We start from the raw sequence: 18,788 nt of genomic DNA, 5'->3' as shown, positions 1-18,788 counted from the left end.
CCATGACCTCCAGCCAACGCACGTCCCTCGGCCGGGGACACGGCGCCGTCCCGGACGGCCTGCCGGTCTTCGACGACGAGTCCCCGGCCGTGGCGAACCTCGATCCCGACCTGCTCGAAGCCCTGCGCCGGGCCGCGGCGGACGCCGCGGCCGACGGTGTGGCGTTCGTCGTCAACGGCGGCTGGCGGTCCTGGGCCTACCAGGAACAGCTACGGCGTCAGGGGATCGCGAAGCACGGCTCGGAAGCGGCCGCGGCCCGCTGGGTGACGACCCCGGACCGGTCGGCGCACGTGCGGGGGCAGGCGGTCGACATCGGCCCGCCCGCCGCCCGGAAGTGGCTGGCCGAACACGGCGCCCGGTACGGGCTGTGCCAGATCTACCGCAACGAGCCGTGGCACTACGAGCTGCGGCCCGAGGCCGTCGAACACGGGTGCCCGCCGATGTACGCCGATCCGTCGCACGATCCGCGGACGCGGTAGTCACCCGGCGAAGTCCGCCGCGTGGTCACGCGCCCACTCCGCGAGCGTGCGGGCGGGCCGACCGGTCAGCTGCTGCACGGTCGGCCGCACCACGTCGGGTGTCTCGACCGTGTCCGACCAGTAGTCGAGGAGCATCTTGACGATGTCGTCGCCGACGCCGTAGGAGCGCATTTCGGTGCGGAACTCGTCCGGCGTGGTTTCGGTGAAGTGCAGCTCCCGGCCGATGGCCGCGCCGATCGCGGCGAGCTGCTCGACCCTGGTCAGCGCCTGCGGCCCGGTCATGGCGTAGTGCTTGCCCTCGTGGCCGGGCTCGGTGAGCGCCACCGCGGCGACGGCGGCGATGTCGGCCTCGTGGATCGGGGCCTGCGCGGACGTCGGGTACGGCCCGCTGACGCCGCCGGTGTAGCGGATCGGCTGGGCCCATGGCAGTAGGTTGCCGGCGAAGGTGCCGGGCCGCAGGATCGTCCAGCTCGTCCCGCTGTCGCGGACGGCGTCCTCGATCGCGGCGTGGTGCACCTGGCTGGCCGACCCGCGGTCACGCTCGTGTTCGGCAGCGGCGGCGAGCGAAGAGAGCAGCACCAGGTGCGCGTCGGCGGCCTTGATGAAAGCGGCCACGCCCGGGACCGGGAAGACGAACACGCTGTCGACGTCGTCGAAGAGGCCCTCCGCGGGCGGTGCGGTGAGGTCGCCGGTGACCAGCTCCACCTCCGCGGGCAGGTCGGCCGTTTCGGGTGAGCGGGTCAGTGCCCGCACGTGGTGGCCGGCGGCGAGCAGTTCGGCGACGAGGTGACGGCCGACGGTGCCGGTGGCGCCGGTGACGAGGAGGGTCTTGGTGTTGGTCATGAAACCCATGGTGCAAGCTATTGCGGCAAGATCCTTGCCTCGATTCAGCGCATCGTGGAGCCATGCCGAATCCGACCTCTCGCCTGCTGGCGCTGCTGACCCTGCTCCAGACCCGCCCGTCGTGGACCGGCGCGGAGCTCGTCGAGCGGCTCGAAGTCAGTCCCCGGACCGTGCGCTACGACATCCGGAAGCTGCGTGACCTCGGCTATCCCGTCGAGGCGATTCCCGGGGTGGCGGGCGGCTACCGGCTCCGCGCCGGGGCCACCCTGCCGCCGCTGCAGCTCGACGACGACGAGGCCGTGGCCATCGTCATCGCGTTGCGGACGGCCACCGGCCGTCCCGAGCTGGGCGAAGCCGCGGGGACCGCCCTGGTGAAGCTCGAACAGGTGCTGCCGCGGCGGCTGCAGGGGCGGGTCGCCGCGATGCGGCAGTACACCGAGGCTGCGCGGGGTTCCGGCGGTGTCGACCCCGACCTCCTGGTTTTCCTCGCCGGTGCCTGCCGGGACCACCGCCGGGTCCGGTTCGACTACAAGGAGGCTCGCCGCGAGGTGGAGCCGCACCGCGTCGTCCAGGTGGGGCGGCGGTGGTACCTCGTCGCCTTCGACCCGGCCCGCGACGGCTGGCGGCAGTTCCGCCTCGACCGGATGACCGTGAAGCGCCCGGAAGGGGCCAGGTTCGTCCCGCGCGAGGCGCCTTCCGCGGCGGACGTCGTCCACGGCATCGACTCCGTCTTCGCCCGCCACCGCGCCGTCGTCCTGGTCCACGCACCGGTCGCGCAGATCACGGCCAAGCTGCCGTCGGTCGTGCCCGTCGAATGGGTGGACGACGAGCGCTGCCGCGTGCACGCGACGGGCGAGTCACCGGGCGCGCTCGCGCTCAACCTGCTGATGCTGGACGCGGACTTCGAGCTCGAACAGTCCTCACCTGACCTCGACGCCGCGCTCGGCACCCTCCGGCGGCGGCTCGGTCGAGCGGCTAGGCCGGGACGCGGTACCGGTGCAGCAGCATGGTGAAGTTCCGCAGCTTCTCGACCGCGTCTTCGGACACCGGGTCCGGGTGGAAGTGCATCACGCCGTTGCGGATCTGGCGGATCTCGTCCAGGCGGTCGCCGAACTTCTGGCGGTCCAGTGGCCAGCCGAGCCGGTCCCAGACGTTCTTGTTCGCCAGGATGCGCTGGTAGTCGCCGAAGCCCAGCTCGTCGAACTTCTCGATCGGCCGGCCGCACAGCGGCCGAACGGTCGGGAGGTCCAATGCGCACCTCAGGATCCAGCGGAGCGTCTGGTCCAGCTCGCCCAGCTGGAAGAACGGAGTGGCCATCTCGCCGTAGCGCCGGGCGACGTCGGCGGTCGTGACGATGCCGTTCACGACCTTGCTTTCGTCCGTGACGAGGACGAACTCGCGCTGCTGCAGGGTCGGCAGGACTTCGAAGAGGTCGCGGTCGTAGGCGACGACTTCGGCCCGGACGATCGCGTCGGCGACGGCCGCGTCGGGTTTCCGGTGCATCGCCTGGGCGATCGAGCGCCACGTCACGGCTCCGCGGGGGGTGCGGGGGCCGCTCAGCACGGCGAGCTGCGAGAAGTCGTTGAGGAGCATGGTGGTGATCGCTTCTTCGAGCGAGCTGTTGGGGCCGACGGAGCCGACGCCGTCCAGCGGTGTCAGGTTGCCCACCGTCAGGCGGACGTTCAAGTCGTCGCCGCCCTCGTCGTCTTCGGTGGCCGGCAGGGGGCCGGGGTTCGCCGGCTCCTCCGGTTCGTCCCGGGGCGTGGTCAAGGTGACCACGGTGTCGAGCGTGACCGCGCGGAAGCCGGGGGACGTCACCAGCCCGTGGTTGGCCAGGTCCGCTTCGATCTGGCTGATCTGGTCGCCGCGATCCGCCACGCCCCACAGCTTCAGCAGCTCGCGGACGGTGATGCGCTCGGGATCACCCTGGTCGGCGCGGGTGCGGGCCTGCCGCAAGCGCTCATGGACGCGCTGTGGCGCTCGGTCTTCGGTCTGCGGGCCGGCCGTCGAGATCGCTCGGTCGAGGAACTCCTGGCGCACCGAATCCAGCAGGCGCTTCTCGGCCACCACCACCCAGGCCCGCCAGCCGTCGACCGCGCGCATCCCGGCGGCCACCATCGCCGCGCGGGAGGGCGACCGGAACTCCTCGCCGTCGGGCTCGAGCCGGATCCTGCCGGTGGCGGTGACGGTCGCGTCGAACGTCGCACCGATCCGCTTGCGCTTGAACCGCAGTTTCGCCCCGGCTTCGAGCAGGCCGGCTTCCAGCAGGTCCGACACCATGACTCGATGGCCGTCGTTCAGGTACATCGAACGGCCTTCGCCGGTCACCACTTCCGCAGCCCGGCGAACTTGCGCCGGGCCCCGATGGCCTGTTTGAGCACCCGCCGCTTCAGTTCCGTCAGGCTCAGGCGGTCCACGCGGGTGAGCTGCAACTCGGCGGCGACGGCGAGCAGGCTCTCCCGATCGAGGTGCTGGGACTCCAGGTAGGAAGCGCCTGCCTCTTCGGTTTCGGTTTCCCTCAGGTGGGCGGCGATGGCGGCGGCGTCGACGCCCGGTCTCGCGGTGACCGCCGGCGGTGGACTGGCGGCCGGCCGCGGAGCCGGGGGCGCCGGTGCGGTGGCGACCGGCGGTGGCGCAGCGGGTGCCGACCGTGGAGCAGCGGGTGCCGGCGGTGGCTCGGCAGGAGGTGCGTCGGCGCGGCCGGTGAGGAGGGCGATCAGCGCGGGCTTCTTGAGCTTCGCGTATCCGCGCAGGTGGCGTTCCTTGGCCAGGGCCAATAGTTCCTTCACCGTCCGCCTCGAAAGGTCCTCCGGCCCGGCCACGGCCAGCTGGGCCGTTCCGTCGACGATCGCGTCCAGCGTGGCCTCGTCCTGCCGCGCCAGGAACTCGTACACCCGGGCCTGCAGCGCCGCGAAGTTCTTCAGGTCGGTCACGGGCGGCCGCCGGCCAGGGACAGCGCGCCGAGGACCTCGTCGGCGAGCTCGTCGAATTCCCGCACGACTTCGTCGCGGCCGGTGGTGCGCAACATGGCCGGCACGCCGCTCTCCCCGGCGTCCCCGAAATGCTTGGTGCTGTTGCGCACGCGGCCCTTCAGCACCGGGACCTGGGAGTTCGCCTGCACTTCCTCGTAGTAGCGGTGCTGGGCGGCCGTCAGCTGCTGGGAGTAGATCTGCACCATGGTGAACACCACGCCGAGGAACTCGGGTTCGATCGGCTCGTGGTCCCGGCCGCCCCCCTTGTGGTGGACGAAGTCGTTGAACTGCTGCGTCAGGCCGGTGCAGTTGCCCACCAGGTAGTCCAGCCCCAGGGTGGACAGGTAGTCGGCCTTGGCCGGGACGAGGATCCGCTCGCTCGCGACGATCGCGGTCTTGGTGACGAGGCCGAAGTTCGGGGCGCAGTCGATGAGGACCAGGTCGTACTCGGCGAAGAAGCTGTCCTCCAGGGCCTGCCGCAGGCATCCGTGCAGGTCGAGGAACCGCCGCTTCGAGCCGTCGAGGGTGGTCGTTCCGCCCAGCAGCGCGGCCAGTTCGAGATCGATGTCGATGAGGCCGAGGTGGGAGGAGATCAGGTCGAGCCGCCCGCCGGTGCCGTCGAGGACGTCGTTCACCCGTTCCGGCGATACGACGAGCTGGGACAGCGGGACACCCCGGCCGGGCAGCTCGGCGCCGTACCACTGTTTGATCGTGCGCTGGTCCGCCAGCCGCTCGTGCCAGTCGTCGATCGAGAAGAACGAAAAGGTCAGGTTGGTCTGCGGGTCGAGGTCGAGCAGGAGGACCCGCAGGCCGCGGCTCGCGGCCACCGCGCCGAGGTTCGCGGTCAGCGTCGTCTTGCCCACTCCACCCTTGTAGTTCATGACCGCGACGACCCGCATGCGCACTCCCCGGTGGTCTCGTGCCTGGGGCCCGTTTGTAGTACGCGGGCGGGCGGACCGGCGCGGATCGCCGTCAACTGTCCGGGAACTGTCCACGATTTGGCCTGCGGCTAGCGGGGAACCACCGTCATCGGCAGGCTTTCCGGGTACGCGGCGGACGTGAACTTGATGCGGACCGGCTGGCCCGCCACCGGGACCAGCCGCCAGCGGGCCGCCACCGTGGCCAGCGTGATGACGATTTCGTTCTGGGCGAACCGATTCCCGATGCACTGCCGGGTACCGGCCCCGAACGGCACGAACGCGCCCTTCGGCACCGCGGCCGCCCGGTCCGGCGCCCAGCGGCCGGGGTCGAAGCGGTCCGGGTCGGCGAACGACGTGGGGTCGTGGTGCAGCGCGTGGGGGCTGACGATCACCTCCGCGCCTTCCGGCAGCCGGACGCCGCCGAGGTCGACTTCGGTGAGCGTGCGGCGCATCAGCATCCAGAGCGGGTACTGGCGCAGCACTTCGTCGACCACCTGCCGGACGTAGGTCAGCCGGGGCAGGTCCTCGACGGTGACCGGGCGGCCTTCCAGCACCTCGTCGAGCTCGGCGTGCACCCGCGCCTCGATCTCCGGGTGCCGGCCGAGCTCGTGGAACGTCCAGGCCAGCGCCAGCGCCAGCGCCGTCGTCTCGATGCCCGCGGTGAGCAGCGTGAGCGCCTCGTCGCGCGCCTGCTCGTCGGTCATGCCGCCCAGCAGCAGCGTCGAAAGCAGGTCGCCGTGGTCGACGCCTTCGCGCCGCCAGTCGCGGATCACCTCGATGACGATTCCCTGCATCCGGGCGATCGCCTCGTCGAACCGCCGGTTCCCGGGCACCGGGAGCTTTTCGACGAACTTGGGCGACAACGCGCGAATCATCCCCTGCTGGATGATCACGTAAATCGACCGGCGGGCTTCGGCGATCGCCGCTTTTCCCAGCTCGGTGGAAAACAGCGCTTCGCCGACGATCGTCACCGCGAGGCCCTGCATGTCGTCGTCGATCGGCCGGACTTCACCGGCTCGCCACGAGTCGCTGAGGTCCGCCGCCGCGCGTCGCATGATCTCCGCGTACGCGGCCAGCCGGTCGCGGTGGAACGCCGGTTGCATCAGCCGGCGCTGCCGGAGGTGGAAGTCCCCGTTCGAAAGCACCAAGCCATTTCCGATGAACGGCCGGAACTTGTCGAACATCGCGCCCTTGCGGAACTTCGGCCCCTCGTTGACCAGCACTTCGTGTGCCAATCGCGGGCTCGCGACGAAGTAGACGGGCGCCGGGCCGAGATAGAGTTTGACGATCTCGCCGTGCCCGGGCAATGTGTCGGTGAATGCGAAGCGTTGCCGGAGCAACGTCGGAGTGTGGCCGAGAAAAGGCCACCGGCTCGGGGCGACCGGGACGCTCATGCCTGCTCCTCGTTGCGCCATTGTGCGGATTTCCCAACGAGACGGCTTACGGTAGGCGCGTCCGGTCGAACAGGACAGTGCCCGATCGGGTGGTGCGGGCTCACGCGGATGGCCCAGTAGCCGAACCAGGGGGAATCGCTAAGCTCTTTCCGGTCCGACTGAACTGAGAAGGTGTTTTTCGTGACACGATCACCGGAATGGGCTCCACCGGGTATCGATATCGTCGAAGCCGGATTGCCCGTCCGTGGCGCGACGAACGCCGGAAACGACCGCAAGATCTGATGCGGATGTCCTCATGCCGATGATCGAATCCCAGCCGGACCAGCCCCTCGCACCCGATGCGGGCCGCGGGCGGACGCTGCTCGCCCGGAAATGGGCGTACCTGCTCAGCGGCGTGACCGTGGTGTCGCTGAGCCGTGAAGAGCTCGACGTGGAACTCCGCGAACTGGTGGGCACGCTCTGCGACACCCTGCGCCGCACGTCCCCGGACCTGGCCCCGGCCGAGCGGATCGGCGCGCGGCTGGTCGCGCTCGGCTACGTCGGCGAGCCCGGACTGCGGTGCACGCTCGAGGTCCTCGGGAAAGGCCTGCCCGCGCTGCCCGAGCTCCAGGCCGTGGACGGCGTCTCCGAACGGGTCGTGGCGGCGCTCGGCGCGCTGGCCTGCGGCTTCCTGCTCGCGCACGAGCGCAGCGTCCTCGACCAGCAGGAGATCATGCACCTGTCGCTGATCAAGGCGGTGCGGGACGCCCAGTGGAACCTGCGGCAGAGCGAAGCGCGCTTCGAAGAGGTGGTGACTTCGTCGGCGAGCGGCATCGCCGTCGTCGCGCTGGACGGCCGGATCGTGCGCGCCAACGCGGCGCTGGCCGACATGCTCGGCCACCCGGCGGGCGAGCTGGCCGGCTCGGTGCTGTACGACGTCGTCCACTCCGAGTCCGTCGAGGTCCTCCGCGACGCGATGCTGGCGCTCCTGGACGGCGGCAAGGAGCGGATCCGGCAGTCGGAACGGCTGCTGCGCAAGGACGGTGACGTCGTCCGCATCTCGCTGACCGCGTCCTTGCTGCGCGACGCCGAAAACCGGCCGTCCCACTTCGTCGTGGTGATCGAGGACGGCACCGAGCTGATGCTGCTGCAGGGCGAATTGAGCCGCCAGGCCCTGCACGACGTCCTGACCGGGCTGCCGAACCGCCAGTACTTCGGCACCCACCTGGAAACGGCGCTGCGGCGCGCCGACCCGGCGTACGGTGTCACGCTGTTCCACGTCGACCTCGACGCGTTCGGCATGGTCTGCAACAGCCTCGGCCGCCGGGTCGGCGAGCAGCTCCTGGTGCACTTCGCGCAGCGGCTCAAGGCGGTGATGGCCCGCGAAAAGGCGATGATCGCGCGGTTCCACAGCGACGAGTTCGGCATCCTGGTCGAGAACTCCGAGTCGACGCCCGACATCGACACCATCGTGCGCGCGATCAACGACGAGCTCGCCGAGCCGTTCTTCGTCGACGGCCACGGGCTCGCGCTGTCGGCCAGCGCCGGGGTGGTGCACCGGCCGGCGAAGGGCATCGACCCGCTGGAGCTGCTGCGCCAGGCGGACCAGACGCTGTGGCGGGCCAAGGAGCGGCGGCGCGGCCAGTGGAAGATGTTCGACCGCGAGGCCGACGCCCACGACCGGCGGACGCAGGCGGTGGCCGTCGGCATGGCCGGCGCCTGGGAGCACGGCGAGATCGGCGTGCGGTACCGGCCGATGGCGCGGCTGGCGGACGGCGAAACCGCCGGCGTCGAAGCCCGCCTGCACTGGAACCGGCCGGACGACACGGCCCTTTCGCACGAATGCTGCGTGGAGCTCGCCGAGTCGACCGGGCTGATGCTGCCGCTCGGCGACTGGCTGTTGCGCGCGGCGGGCCGTCAGGGCGAGTGGTGGCGGCAGCGCGCGGGATTCGGCCTCCCGATGGTCGCGGCCCTGACCGGGCACCAGGTGTCCGACGACGCGCTCGGCACCCGGGTGACCCGGCTGCTGCGGGACACCGGCCTGCCGCCCGAGCAGCTGATGCTCGGCGTCCCGGCCGGAGCGCTGCCGGTGTCCGGCGTCATCGAGAACGTCACCGCGCTGGCCGACCTCGGCGTGCACGTCATGCTCGACGAGTTCGGGCTGGGGCCCGACGACCTGCGCGCGATCGAGGACCTGCCGGTGGACATCGTGCGCGTCGACCGGCGGCTCGCGGAGTGGCAGGCGTGGTCGGACTCGACGTTCCTCGGCGCCCTGGTGCCGCTGGTCCGGCAGGTCGGCGCGACGCTCGTCGTCGACGGGATCCACACCGAGGACCAGGCGAACTGGTGGCGCATGGCGGGCGCGGACCTGGCGACCGGCGACTACTTCGGGGTGGCCAGGCCGCCGGCCGAGCTCGCCGGGCAGTTCGCGCGCGCCTGAGGCTGCCACCGGGTGAGGCCGACGGCGACCAGTACGACCGCCATGCCGCCGACGCCGCGGAGGGTCAGTGGCTCGCCAAGGAGAGCCTGAGGTCGTGGCGCACGGCGGGCGCGGGTACTTACTCCGGGGTGGCGAGGCCGCCGGCTGAGTTTGCTGGGCAGGTCGCTCGGAGCTGAGGTTGCCGGCGGGGCAGGCCGCCGGCCGAGCTTGCCGGGCAGTTCGCGCGCGCCTGAGGCTGCCACCGGGTGAGGCCGACGGCGACCAGCACGACCGCCATGCCGCCGACGACCCGGAGCGACAGCGGCTCGCCGAGGACGAGCGCGCCGAGCGCGACCGACACCACGGGCAGCAGGTAGCCGACCGTCGCCGCGGCGGTTGGGCCTTCGTCGGAGAGGATCCGGTAGTTGAGGTAGAAGGTGATCCCGGTTCCGAAGACGCCCAGGACCGTCACCGCCACGACGGCGGTGAGCGTCAGGTGCGGCGCCGTGTCCGCGACCGGGAGCGCGAGGGCGGTCAGTGCGGTGGCGGTCATCAGCTGCGCGGCCGACAGCGCGAGCGGAGCGCCGTCCGGCGGCAGTTTCCGCGCCATGTAGGCGAACGCGATCGCGTAGCTGAGGCCGGCGCCGAGCAGGGCCAGCGCACCCGTGCTCAGCAGCCCGGACTGCTGCCACGGCGCGAAGATGACCAAAATGCCGGCGAAGCCGAGGACCAGCCCGAGCAGCCGCGCGGGGTTGAGCCGCCGCTCCGTCCCGAGCGCGACGCCGATCAGCAGCGACCACAGCGGGGTGGTGGCGTTCATGACCCCGGCGATCCCGGAGTCGACGGTGGTTTCCCCGATGCCGAACAGCGCGAACGGCAGCGCGTTGCAGAAGAACGCGGCGACGATCAGCCGCGCCCAGGTCCGGCCGTCCCGCGGCAGCCGCTGCCGGGCCGCGAACGCCAGGACCAGCAGCGTCAGCGCGCCGAGGGCGCACCGGACGAGGGTGAGGTGGACGGGGCTCAGCCCGGTCAGGGCCAGCTTGATCCAGAGGAAACCCGAGCCCCACAGCAGGGCCAGGACCGCTATGCGGGCTGAGGCGCCCCGTCCACCGTTCATGAGATCAACCGTGCCGAACCGGACCCGTCAGGACAAGTGAAGAGTTCTGGACGGATCTTTAAGGGGTGCTAACTCTTCCGTGCGCCAAAGCCGGTCGCCGAACAACGCCAGCGCGGCGGGCAGCAGGACGCCGCGGACGATCGTCGCGTCGAGCAGGATCGCGAACGCCATGCCGAGGCCGAGCATCTTGTACTCGATCGCGGCGAGGCTGAGGAAGACGCTGAACACCCCGGTCATGATCAGCGCGGCGCTCGTCACCACGCCGGAACTGCGCGCGGTGCCCTCGACGATCGCCTGCCGGACCGGCGCACCGGACAGCCGCCGTTCGCGGATCCGGCTGAGGATGAACACGTGGTAGTCGGTGCTCAGCCCGAACAGCAGCACGAAGAGGAACATCGGCAGCCAGCCCAGCACCCCGCCGTAGGGCGTGAAACCCAGCAGTGGCGCGAGAAAGCCGCCCTGGAACACGAGGGTGAGCACGCCGTAGGCCGCGCCGGCCGACAGCAGGTTGAGCAGGATCGACACCACCGGCACCGCGACCGACCGGAACACCACGAGCAGCAGCACGAAGGCGAGCAGCAGGATGAACCCGAAGGTGTAAGGCGCCCGGGCGACCGCCTGCTCGGTGAAGTCGTGCGCTTCGGCGGTGCGGCCCGCCACCGCGTAACCGACCCCGTCGATCCGCCCGACCGTTTGCGGCAGCAGGGTTTCCCGCAACGTCGTGAGCGTGCGGCTCGCCGCTTCGTCGTTGCCGGCGCCGCCGAGCGGGACCCGGACGACGAGCGCCTGGTCCACCGGGACGACCACGGCCGGCTGCGGTACTTCCGCGGTGAGTTCACCGATCGCCCGGCGCAGCGCGGGGGTGTCGACCGGGCCGCCGCGGGTGTTCCACAGCACGACGTGGGCGGGCATCGTGCTGCCGGGAAACGCTTCCTGCATCCGCACCGCCGCGTCGATCACCGGGATGCTGCGCGGCAGGCTTTCGGTCGGCGCCGGGTCCTGCAGCCGCATGCCCGACGCCGGCAACGTGAGCAGCACGAGCAGGGCGGTCGCGATGCCGCTCCAGACCGCGGGCCGCCGGGTGACGACGTCGGCGACGGTGGCCCAGAACCGGGAACGCAGGCGGCGACGGCCCAGCCACGGGATGCGGCCGCGGTCGACGCGGGAACCGAGCAGGGAAAGCGTCGCGGGCAGCACCGTCACCGCCGCCAGCACGGCCAGGGTGACGACGAGGATCGTGCCGACGGTCAGGCCCTGGAGGTTGTCGAGTCCGGTGAACAGCAGACCGGTCACGCACAGCACGACGGTCAGTCCCGACACGACGATCACGTGCCCCGACGTCCGCGCCGCGATCCGGATCGACTCGTCGACGCCGTGTTCGCGTTCCTCGCGGGCCCGGCGCAGGAAGAAGAGCGAGTAGTCGACGCCGACCGCCATGCCGATCAGCAGCGTGATCGCGGAAGTCGCGCTGTTGACCGGGATCCAGTTGTCCACAACGGACAGGAAGCCGAAGGTGGCGGCCACCGCGGTGCCCGCCAGCAGGACCGGGACCGCGGCCGCGACCAGCGAGCCGAACACGACCAGCAGGATGAGCACGGTGATCGGGAGCGAGCGGGCTTCCGACCGGCCGATGTCCTCCTTGATGCTCTTGTCGACCGCGCCGGACACGCTGAGGTCGCCGGCCTGGACCACCCGGACGCCGGTGTGCCGGGACGCGACAGTTTCGACGGCCGCGGTCGCCGTTGCCAGGCTGGACCGGATTTCGGTGCCGCTGCCGGTGATCCGGAAGGTGACCAGTTCCGACCGGCCGTCGGCGGAGACCTGGGAGCGGAGGTCCGCGGCCGCGCCCGACGTCGTCAACGTGGTCACCAGGTCGGCCGTGGCCGCTGGGGACCGCGGCTGGACGAGGACGTTCTCCAAGAAGGGTTCGCGGGTGTGCTGGCGGTCGAGGACGGCCGAGCCGGTCCCGGCGTCGCCGGCCGGGGTCGACCGCGCGTCGGTACCGGGGGCGAACGTGCCGACGGCCCAGGCCAGCGCGACGAGCGCCAGCCAGCCGAGGATCGCGGCGGCGCGGTGCCGCAACGACCAGTTCGTGACACGTTCGACTACCGGCCCCCGCCGGTGAGCCGGGGTGCCTGCAGGCAGCATGAACTAAAGTCCTTCCCTGAAGGAGTGATCCGATGAGAGCTCGCCCTCGGGCGAGTGGGTGCTTCTTCCTCCTGGGCCGCCGAGTTGCCGCTCGGCGGTCCAGGGCCTCAGGTGCGTTCCGGGGTGGCGGAGCCCCGCTCGGTGCCGGTCAGTCGACCTCCTTGAGCACGTGTTCGATGGACCGCAGCCGGTCCTGGACGTCCTTGAGCTGCCGCTCGGTCTCTTCCTGGGTCCGGACGGCCCGTTCGGCCAGCGAGCGGTATTCGTGCTCCCGCGCCAGTTTCGCCCTGGCGCGCCAGCTCGAGGCCAGCTGCACGATTGAGGTCGACAGCACGACGGTGATCAGGACGAAGATCCCGATGACGCCGATGATCTCCTGCCACTGGTGCCAGTTCATTCCCGTCCCTCCTCGCCGTCCCCCTGGACGGACTCCGGTGTGGTCAGCGTCGGCGCGGCGGCCGCGATCGCCTCCGGCGTCAGCACGACGGAGAACGGTGTCAGCTCGTAGAACCGCAGCGTCTTGCCGTCCTCGCCGACCTCGAAGCTGGCGGTGACCAGGCCGGCGGCTTCGAGCTTGCGGAGGTGGACCTGCAGCAGCGCGCGGCTGATCCGCAGCTCGCGGGCCAGCTTGCTGACGTAGGTGCGTTCGGCGGACAGGGCCGCGACGATCCGCAGCCGGTGCGGGTTGCCGAGGGCGCCCAGCTGCCGCAGGAGCTCGTCGCCGGTCGTCCACATGCAAATAAAAGTTAGCAGGTGATGGCCGACGGCGCCATGGGGGTGCTCCCGGAGCTCACATCGGGTGTTCCATCCACACGTTCGGTTCGACGTACGTCGCCGTGTCGTAGGCGGTCGAAGCGTGGACCGGGGCGATGCCGCCCGGGATGAAGTTCTCGCCGTCCTGGAGCTTCACGCCCGTCCAGTCGTGCCAGTCGGCGAGGGAGCCCGCCAGGGTGACCGCGAACGGGCACACCTTCACCACGCGCGCGCCCAAGCGCTCGTGGGTGCGCAGCCAGCGGTCCGCCAGGAGGCCGTCCGCGCGGCGGCGGGCCGCGTACTCCGGCATCGGAACCGACGGCTCGGCTTCCTTGCCGATCGGGCGGACCGAGACGATCAGCTTGCGCAGGCCCGTTTCCGCGGCCCGTGCCTTCAGCGCCTTCAGCATCGGGGCCGACAAGCCCGTGCCCCGCAGGTGCGGCGCGATGACGACTTCCAGCGCGCACAACGCGTTCGGCGCGCGGCCGTCCATGACGTCCTGGGCGGCCCACTCGATCGCCTGGTCCCAGCCGTGGTCCGGGAGTTCGGTGCGGTCCGGGGCCGGGTACGCCAGCGGGACCGACAGGGCACGGGCCATCGGCGTGCCGTCGTCGTCCAGGGCGATCAGGAAGTACCGCGCCCAGTGGCGCAGGAACCGCTCGCCGGTGATCATCCGGCCGCTCGCGCCCTGGTAGATGAACTGGCCGCCGACGTCGCCGAGGCTCAGTGCCGGGTCGAGGAGGTCGGGGCGGCCGGCAAGATCGACAACGCGCATGCACCCCAGTCAAACGGAAAGATCACCGCCGGCGATAGCGGCAACCGGGCGACTCAGCGCAGGGCTTTGCGGCGCCGGGTGAGCGCGGCCGGGTCGAGGTTCGCCCGGGTACCGGCGTCGTGGCCGTCGAGGTAGCCGCTGCCGGACAGCCGCCGCGGCGAGGCGGCACGCAGGTCGCCGTACTCGCTGTCGAACGCGTGCTGCACCATCTGCGCGCGGTCGCGGACCACCAGCTCCGCCGACCGCGCGCCCGGCACCGCCGTGCGGACGGCTTCCTGCTCGGCGCGGGAAAGCCGTTCGTGGACCGCGCGGGCGAAGCCGTGCAGCCACGTGCGCCGGTACGCGGCCAGGGATTCGCCGGGGAAGAACCCGCCCGGCCGGACGCGGGTCAGCTGCGTGCTCGCCTGCAGCAGGAGGCTGGTGAACAGCAGTTCCACCCGGCCGAGGTCCGAGCGGAAGCCGAACACCGTGACGCTCTCGACCTTCTGGCCCAGGCGGTGCAGCAGCGTCCGGCAGCGCAGCGGGTACGCGACCGAGGTCAGCAGGCTCGCCTTGTCGCGGCTGTACGGGTCGTCCATCGGGATCTTCAGCGTGCCGATCTCGTCGGTGCTGGCCCCGGAGGCGGCGAGCATCGCCTGGTCGATGCCGTAGCGCGCGACGAGCTCGGCGGCCTTCTGGTTGTACGCCTCGGCTTCCGCCTCGGTGACCGCCGGGTCTTCGGCCTTGGCCAGCAGCTTGCGGATGCGCTCGAGCTGCGGGTCTGACTCGGTCATGCCGAGAGGGTATTCGATCAGGTGTTCGGGCGCGGGGACCGGGTCGGCGTGTCGAGGTACGCGTCGAGCGTGACGGCCAGTGCCGCTTCCGGCGACGGCGCGAAGCTCGCACCCGCGAGGCCGCCCCACAGCCACAGCTGGGCGAGGCCGTGCAGCGCCGCCCACAGCGACGCGGCGACCAGCCGCGGGTCGGCGCGGCGGTGGCCGACCGCCGCGACCAGTGCCGCGAACTCGTCGAACACCGCGCTGGAGGCGGCTTTCAGCGCCGGCTCGTCCGGGTCGATCAGGTCGCGGCGGAACATCAGCTCGAACATCGCCGGGTTCTGCAGCGCGAAGTCGACGTAGCTGTGGCACGCCGCGGTGAGCCGCTCGCGCGGGCCGCCGTCCGGCAGCCGTGTGCGGCGGTCGAGCAGCTCGGTGAATCCCTGCGTGGCCACGGCCGAGAGGAGTTCGGCGCGGCCGGAGAAGTGCCGCAGCGGCGCGCCGTGCGAAACCCCGGCGGCCTTGGCGATCCCGCGCAGGGTGACCGCGCCGACGCCTTCGCCGGCCAGCAGTTCCGACGCCGTCGTGATCAGGCGTTGCCGGGTGCCCACGCCTCGTCCAGTGCCATCGGGAGCAGGTCCGGGCGTTTCGGGAGGAAGCCGTCGCCGGGCTGGCGGCCGACCAGCCGGTTGCGCGTGCGCGTCACGGCGACCGGCAGCACCTCCCGGAGCAGCCACTGCAGGTCGGCTCGCCGGCTGCCGGGGGCCGCGGTGCCGGGCAGCGGCGCGAGCCAGGCGGGATCGTGGTCGAGGCCGAGCCGCGCGAGGACGTACGCGGCGAGCCGGCGGTGCCCGTGGGCGGACAGGTGCAGCCGGTCGGCGCCGAAGTAGCGCGAATCCGTGACGGCCTGGTCGGGCCACAGGTCGATGAGCCGGGCCCCGTAGCTGACGGCGGCTTCGCGGATGGCGTCGTTGAGCGCGACGATCCGCGGCCGCATCCGGCTGCCCAGCGGCATCCGGCGGGAGACGTCGCTGAGCGTGAACGTGACGACGACGGGCGCGATGTCGGTGCAGGCACGGACGGCGGCGTCGACCCGGCGGGCGACGGTGCGCGCGTCCCAGCCCCGGCTCATGACGTCGTTGCCGCCGCCGAAGAGCGCGACCAGGTCGGGTTCGAGCCGCGTGGCCGCCGGGACCTGCTCCGGCACGATCTGGTCGAGCCGGCGCCCGCGGACGGCGAGGTTGGCGTAGCGGAAGCCGGGCTCGTCCTCGGCCAGGCGAGCGGCGACGAAGTCGGCCCACCCGCGGTAGTGCCGCTGGTCCGGGTACGGGTCGTCGAGGCCTTCGGCGCAGCTGTCGCCGAGGACGACGAAACGGTGGTAGCTCATCCCGATCTCCGTAACCCGTGGTTCACCTTGTGGACACTGTCTATCAAACTTGTGTAGACGGTGTCTACTCGAGGTTCACCCGAGCCAGGGGCGCAGCTTGTCGGGGTTCCGCATGGCCCAGATGTGCGTGATCCGGTCGTCCGCGACGGCGAACGCGTACACCGCGGCGAGCTCGTCGCCGCGGCTGAGGACCAAGCCCGGCAGGCCGTTGACCGTGCGCTCCTCGATCGTCAGCTCCCCGAAGGAGGCGAGCTCGGCCACGTACCGGGCGACGAGTTCGCCGCCTTCGATCGGGGCGATGGCGGCGCGGACCCGGCCGCCGCCGTCCGCCGTCAAGGTCGCGTCCGGGTCGAGCAGCCCGATCAGGGTGCCGATGTCGCCGGCGGCCCAGGCCTCCTTGAAGTCGCGCACCAGGCCGGCCTGCCGGGTGGCCGGGACGGCGGGCCGGTCGGCGCGGATCCGGCGGCGGGCCGCGGACGCCAGTTCCCGGCACGCCGCCGGGGTCCGCCCGGTGATTTCGGCGACCTCGGCGAAGGCGTACCCGAAGACGTCGTGCAGGACGAGGGCCACGCGCTGGGCCGGCGTCATCGCTTCGAGCGCGACCAGGAAAGCCATGCTCACCGACTCGTCCAGGGTGATCCGGTCGGCCGGATCGGGCTGGTCGGGCAGCGGCTCCGGCAGCCATTCGCCCACGTACCGCTCGCGCCGGACCCGCGCCGAGCCGAGGACGTCCAGGCAGATGCGGCCGGCCACCGTCGTCAGCCAGGCGCCGGGCGAGGAGATCGCCTCCTGCTGCGCCGGCGACAGGGCGTACCAGCGGGCGTAGGTCTCCTGGACGGCGTCTTCGGCTTCGGTCAGCGAGCCGAGCAGCCGGTAGGCGAGGTTGACCAGGTGACGTCGTTCGGCGACGACCGGTTCCGATGGCGTTGTCATGACTCCTCCGACGACACAGCCTGCCCGAACGTCAGGGCCTGACGTTCCCGCGGGCTGCTTCGTCGTACCGGTCGAACCACACCGAACAGGGGAGAAACCATGATCAAGATCGGGATCGTGCTCGGCAGCACCCGTCCGGGCCGCAAGGGTGACCAGGTCGCGCGCTGGGTCCACGAGCGCGCCACGCGCCGGGGTGACGCGGAGTTCGCCGTGATCGACCTGCGCGACCACCCGCTGCCCCACCTCGAGGAGCCGCCGGGCTTCTCGGGGCAGTACGAGGACGAGCGCACCCGGGCCTTCGCCGCCGCCGTCGCGGCGTGCGACGGGTTCGTCTTCGTCACGCCGGAGTACAACCACTCCGTCCCCGGGGTGCTCAAGAACGCGCTGGACCACGTCTACGTGGAGTGGAACAGCAAGGCGGCCGGGTTCGTCTCCTACGGCGGGGTCGGCGGTGCCCGGTCGGTCGAGCAGCTGCGGCTGGTCTGCGGCGCGCTGCAGCTGGCCGACGTGGCCCCGCAGGTGACGCTGCCCCTGGTGACCGAGTTCGAGAACCACGCGGTCTTCAAGCCGGGCGACCACCAGCTCACCGCGCTGGACACGCTGCTCGACCACGTCGTCGCCTGGAGCACCGCGCTGGCGCCGCTGCGGGGCGGGGACGCCGAGGCCGCGATCCGGAGCAGGCTCGACGCGATCATCGACGGGCTGCGGAACAAGGACCTCGAGGCCCTGGGGCGGATCTACGCGCCGGACGTCGTGTCCTTCGACGTCGAACCGCCGCTGCAGCACGTCGGGACCGCCGCCAAGCTGGAGAACTGGGCGAGGGTGTTCACGGTCTTCGAGAAGGTGGACTACGAGCTGCGCGACCTGACCATCACCACGAGCGGCGACCTCGCCGTCGGGCACGGCTTCGGCCGGGTCAGCGGGACGCTGAAGAACGGGGTGGTGACGGACGGCATGTGGGTCCGCGCCACGTTCGTCTTCCGGAAGACCGGCGACGACTGGGTGATCGTCCACGACCAGGCGTCGGTACCGCTCGACATGACGACCGGCCAGGGGCGGACCGACTTGGCACCGTGATGCTCAGGCGAGCCGGGCGCGGTGGGCGGCCACGGCGGCCCGCCGCGGGTCGGCCGCCTGGAGCGTGGCCAGCAACGCGTCGAGGACCGCGAAGTCGTCGGCCCCGCAGGCCGTCTCCCAGAACGACCAGAGCGTGGCCGGGTCGCCGCTGTTCAGCGCCACCTGGCGCACCTGCGCCGTCAGCGTCTCGCGCTCCTCGCGGATCGCGGGCGCCTCCGACTCCGGCAGCAGCGGGCCGTGGAAGATGTCCACGGCGTCGGCCGGGGTGGCGGACCGGAGCGCCGCGCGGGCGCGGAGGAAGTCCGCGTCGACGTCCGCGGCCAGGCGGTACGGGCGCGTCTGCACCACCGACGCGCCCAGCTGGGAACGCAGCCGGTGGATTTCCGCGCGGACCGTCACCGGGTTGCCCGGCTCGCCGTAGAGCTGCAGGGCCAGCCGTTCCGCCGAGAGGCCGTTGGGGTGCAGGGCCAGCAGCGTCAGGATCTCCGCGTGCCGCAGCGTCAACGGCACTTCGCGACCGTCCACAGTGGTCGCGTGGGCGCCGTCGGCCAGGTACTCCAGGCGTAGCCGGGCCCGGTGCGCCCCCGACGGGGACGACAGCCGGAGCAGGTAGCCCTCGGGCAGCGGTTCCACCGTGGCGAGGCGGCCGTCCGGCAGGGCGATCGTCCCGCCCCCGCGGCGGACGTCCACTGTGGACGGCAAGGTGCACGACTCCGCCGCGAGCACCCGGCCGGCCGCCGAAAGCAGCGCGCCCGGACGGCCGCGCAGGGCCTCCAGGTGCGGCATGTTGGCGCGCCGCAGCCGTTCGTCGCGGACCGCCAGCTGCGCGCGCAGCTG

General features: G+C 71.7%; 19 protein-coding genes. 4 read left to right on the top strand and 15 right to left on the bottom strand.

Translation table 11 applies throughout. The features are described from left to right. Positions 1 to 2: 2 nt before the first annotated feature. Positions 3 to 479, top strand: coding sequence for a M15 family metallopeptidase (locus CCN39_RS29260; RefSeq protein ID WP_086847367.1), 477 nt, complete (start codon positions 3 to 5; stop codon positions 477 to 479). On the opposite strand, the gene CCN39_RS29255 is transcribed toward CCN39_RS29260, so the two are convergent. Continuing rightward, positions 480 to 1,322 carry an NAD(P)H-binding protein gene (locus tag CCN39_RS29255; RefSeq protein WP_086847386.1) on the bottom strand — a complete coding sequence of 281 codons (843 nt, stop codon included), beginning with the start codon at positions 1,320 to 1,322 and terminating at the stop codon, positions 480 to 482. A gap of 62 nt (positions 1,323 to 1,384) precedes the next feature. Between CCN39_RS29255 and CCN39_RS29250 the strand changes: the two genes are divergently transcribed. Continuing rightward, entirely contained in the window at positions 1,385 to 2,335 is a 951-nt protein-coding gene (locus CCN39_RS29250; RefSeq protein ID WP_086847365.1) for a helix-turn-helix transcriptional regulator, read from the top strand. On the opposite strand, the gene CCN39_RS29245 is transcribed toward CCN39_RS29250, so the two are convergent. The 4 genes from CCN39_RS29245 to CCN39_RS29230 form a co-directional block, all read right to left on the bottom strand. Then, positions 2,298 to 3,629, bottom strand: a complete 1,332-nt coding sequence (locus tag CCN39_RS29245) for a restriction system modified-DNA reader domain-containing protein (protein WP_244211052.1) — start codon at positions 3,627 to 3,629, stop codon at positions 2,298 to 2,300. The genes CCN39_RS29250 and CCN39_RS29245 overlap by 38 nt on opposite strands. 17 nt (positions 3,630 to 3,646) lie before the next feature. Continuing rightward, a complete protein-coding gene (locus CCN39_RS29240; RefSeq protein WP_086847363.1) occupies positions 3,647 to 4,255 on the bottom strand; it encodes a Rho termination factor N-terminal domain-containing protein in 609 nt (202 codons plus the stop codon). Next, positions 4,252 to 5,193 (bottom strand): ParA family protein, encoded by a 942-nt coding sequence (locus tag CCN39_RS29235; RefSeq protein WP_086847361.1) that lies wholly within the window; start codon positions 5,191 to 5,193, stop codon positions 4,252 to 4,254. Before CCN39_RS29235 ends, CCN39_RS29240 begins: the two co-directional genes overlap by 4 nt. Before the next feature lie 110 nt (positions 5,194 to 5,303). Continuing rightward, positions 5,304 to 6,608, bottom strand: coding sequence for a cytochrome P450 (locus tag CCN39_RS29230; RefSeq protein ID WP_086847359.1), 1,305 nt, complete (start codon positions 6,606 to 6,608; stop codon positions 5,304 to 5,306). Positions 6,609 to 6,909: 301 nt separating this feature from the next. On the opposite strand from CCN39_RS29230, the gene CCN39_RS29220 reads away from it, so the two are divergent. Continuing rightward, entirely contained in the window at positions 6,910 to 9,027 is a 2,118-nt protein-coding gene (locus CCN39_RS29220) for a putative bifunctional diguanylate cyclase/phosphodiesterase (RefSeq protein WP_244211051.1), read from the top strand. Positions 9,028 to 9,145: 118 nt separating this feature from the next. Here the strand turns inward: CCN39_RS29220 and CCN39_RS29215 are convergent, their stop codons facing one another. From CCN39_RS29215 to sigJ, 9 genes are all read right to left on the bottom strand, one after another. After that, positions 9,146 to 10,123: a DMT family transporter gene (locus CCN39_RS29215; protein ID WP_086847353.1), complete on the bottom strand. Its 978-nt coding sequence runs from the start codon at positions 10,121 to 10,123 to the stop codon at positions 9,146 to 9,148. A 27-nt stretch (positions 10,124 to 10,150) separates the two neighbouring features. After that, positions 10,151 to 12,271, bottom strand: coding sequence for an MMPL family transporter (locus CCN39_RS29210; protein WP_086847351.1), 2,121 nt, complete (start codon positions 12,269 to 12,271; stop codon positions 10,151 to 10,153). Positions 12,272 to 12,419: 148 nt separating this feature from the next. Further along, positions 12,420 to 12,668 carry a hypothetical protein gene (locus CCN39_RS29205; RefSeq protein WP_086847349.1) on the bottom strand — a complete coding sequence of 83 codons (249 nt, stop codon included), beginning with the start codon at positions 12,666 to 12,668 and terminating at the stop codon, positions 12,420 to 12,422. Further along, entirely contained in the window at positions 12,665 to 13,006 is a 342-nt protein-coding gene (locus CCN39_RS29200; RefSeq protein ID WP_086847347.1) for an ArsR/SmtB family transcription factor, read from the bottom strand. Before CCN39_RS29200 ends, CCN39_RS29205 begins: the two co-directional genes overlap by 4 nt. Positions 13,007 to 13,061: 55 nt before the next feature. Then, the gene (locus CCN39_RS29195) at positions 13,062 to 13,799 is read right to left on the bottom strand and encodes a Long-chain-fatty-acid--CoA ligase (RefSeq protein WP_086847345.1); all 738 of its coding nucleotides are present in this window, start codon (positions 13,797 to 13,799) and stop codon (positions 13,062 to 13,064) included. 53 nt (positions 13,800 to 13,852) lie between these two features. Then, positions 13,853 to 14,572: a DUF2786 domain-containing protein gene (locus tag CCN39_RS29190; RefSeq protein WP_086847344.1), complete on the bottom strand. Its 720-nt coding sequence runs from the start codon at positions 14,570 to 14,572 to the stop codon at positions 13,853 to 13,855. 17 nt (positions 14,573 to 14,589) lie between these two features. Continuing rightward, complete coding sequence (locus CCN39_RS29185) at positions 14,590 to 15,165, bottom strand: TetR/AcrR family transcriptional regulator (protein WP_086847342.1); 576 nt, start codon at positions 15,163 to 15,165, stop codon at positions 14,590 to 14,592. Next, entirely contained in the window at positions 15,144 to 15,941 is a 798-nt protein-coding gene (locus tag CCN39_RS29180; protein WP_086847340.1) for an SGNH/GDSL hydrolase family protein, read from the bottom strand. The genes CCN39_RS29185 and CCN39_RS29180 overlap by 22 nt, the downstream gene beginning before the upstream one ends. A 75-nt stretch (positions 15,942 to 16,016) precedes the next feature. Beyond that, entirely contained in the window at positions 16,017 to 16,874 is an 858-nt protein-coding gene (gene sigJ, locus CCN39_RS29175; protein ID WP_086847338.1) for an RNA polymerase sigma factor SigJ, read from the bottom strand. Between the two features lie 99 nt (positions 16,875 to 16,973). Between sigJ and CCN39_RS29170 the strand changes: the two genes are divergently transcribed. Further along, positions 16,974 to 17,951, top strand: coding sequence for an NAD(P)H-dependent oxidoreductase (locus CCN39_RS29170; protein WP_086847336.1), 978 nt, complete (start codon positions 16,974 to 16,976; stop codon positions 17,949 to 17,951). A gap of 3 nt (positions 17,952 to 17,954) precedes the next feature. Here the strand turns inward: CCN39_RS29170 and CCN39_RS29165 are convergent. After that, the coding region (locus tag CCN39_RS29165) for a helix-turn-helix domain-containing protein (protein ID WP_143264197.1) at positions 17,955 to 18,788 on the bottom strand (834 nt) is incomplete at its 5' end.

Source organism: Amycolatopsis kentuckyensis, from assembly GCF_002155975.1.
Lineage (GTDB): Bacteria > Actinomycetota > Actinomycetes > Mycobacteriales > Pseudonocardiaceae > Amycolatopsis > Amycolatopsis kentuckyensis.
Note: the sequence above shows the minus strand (reverse complement) of the source record. Positions and strands in the feature narration are given on the sequence as shown.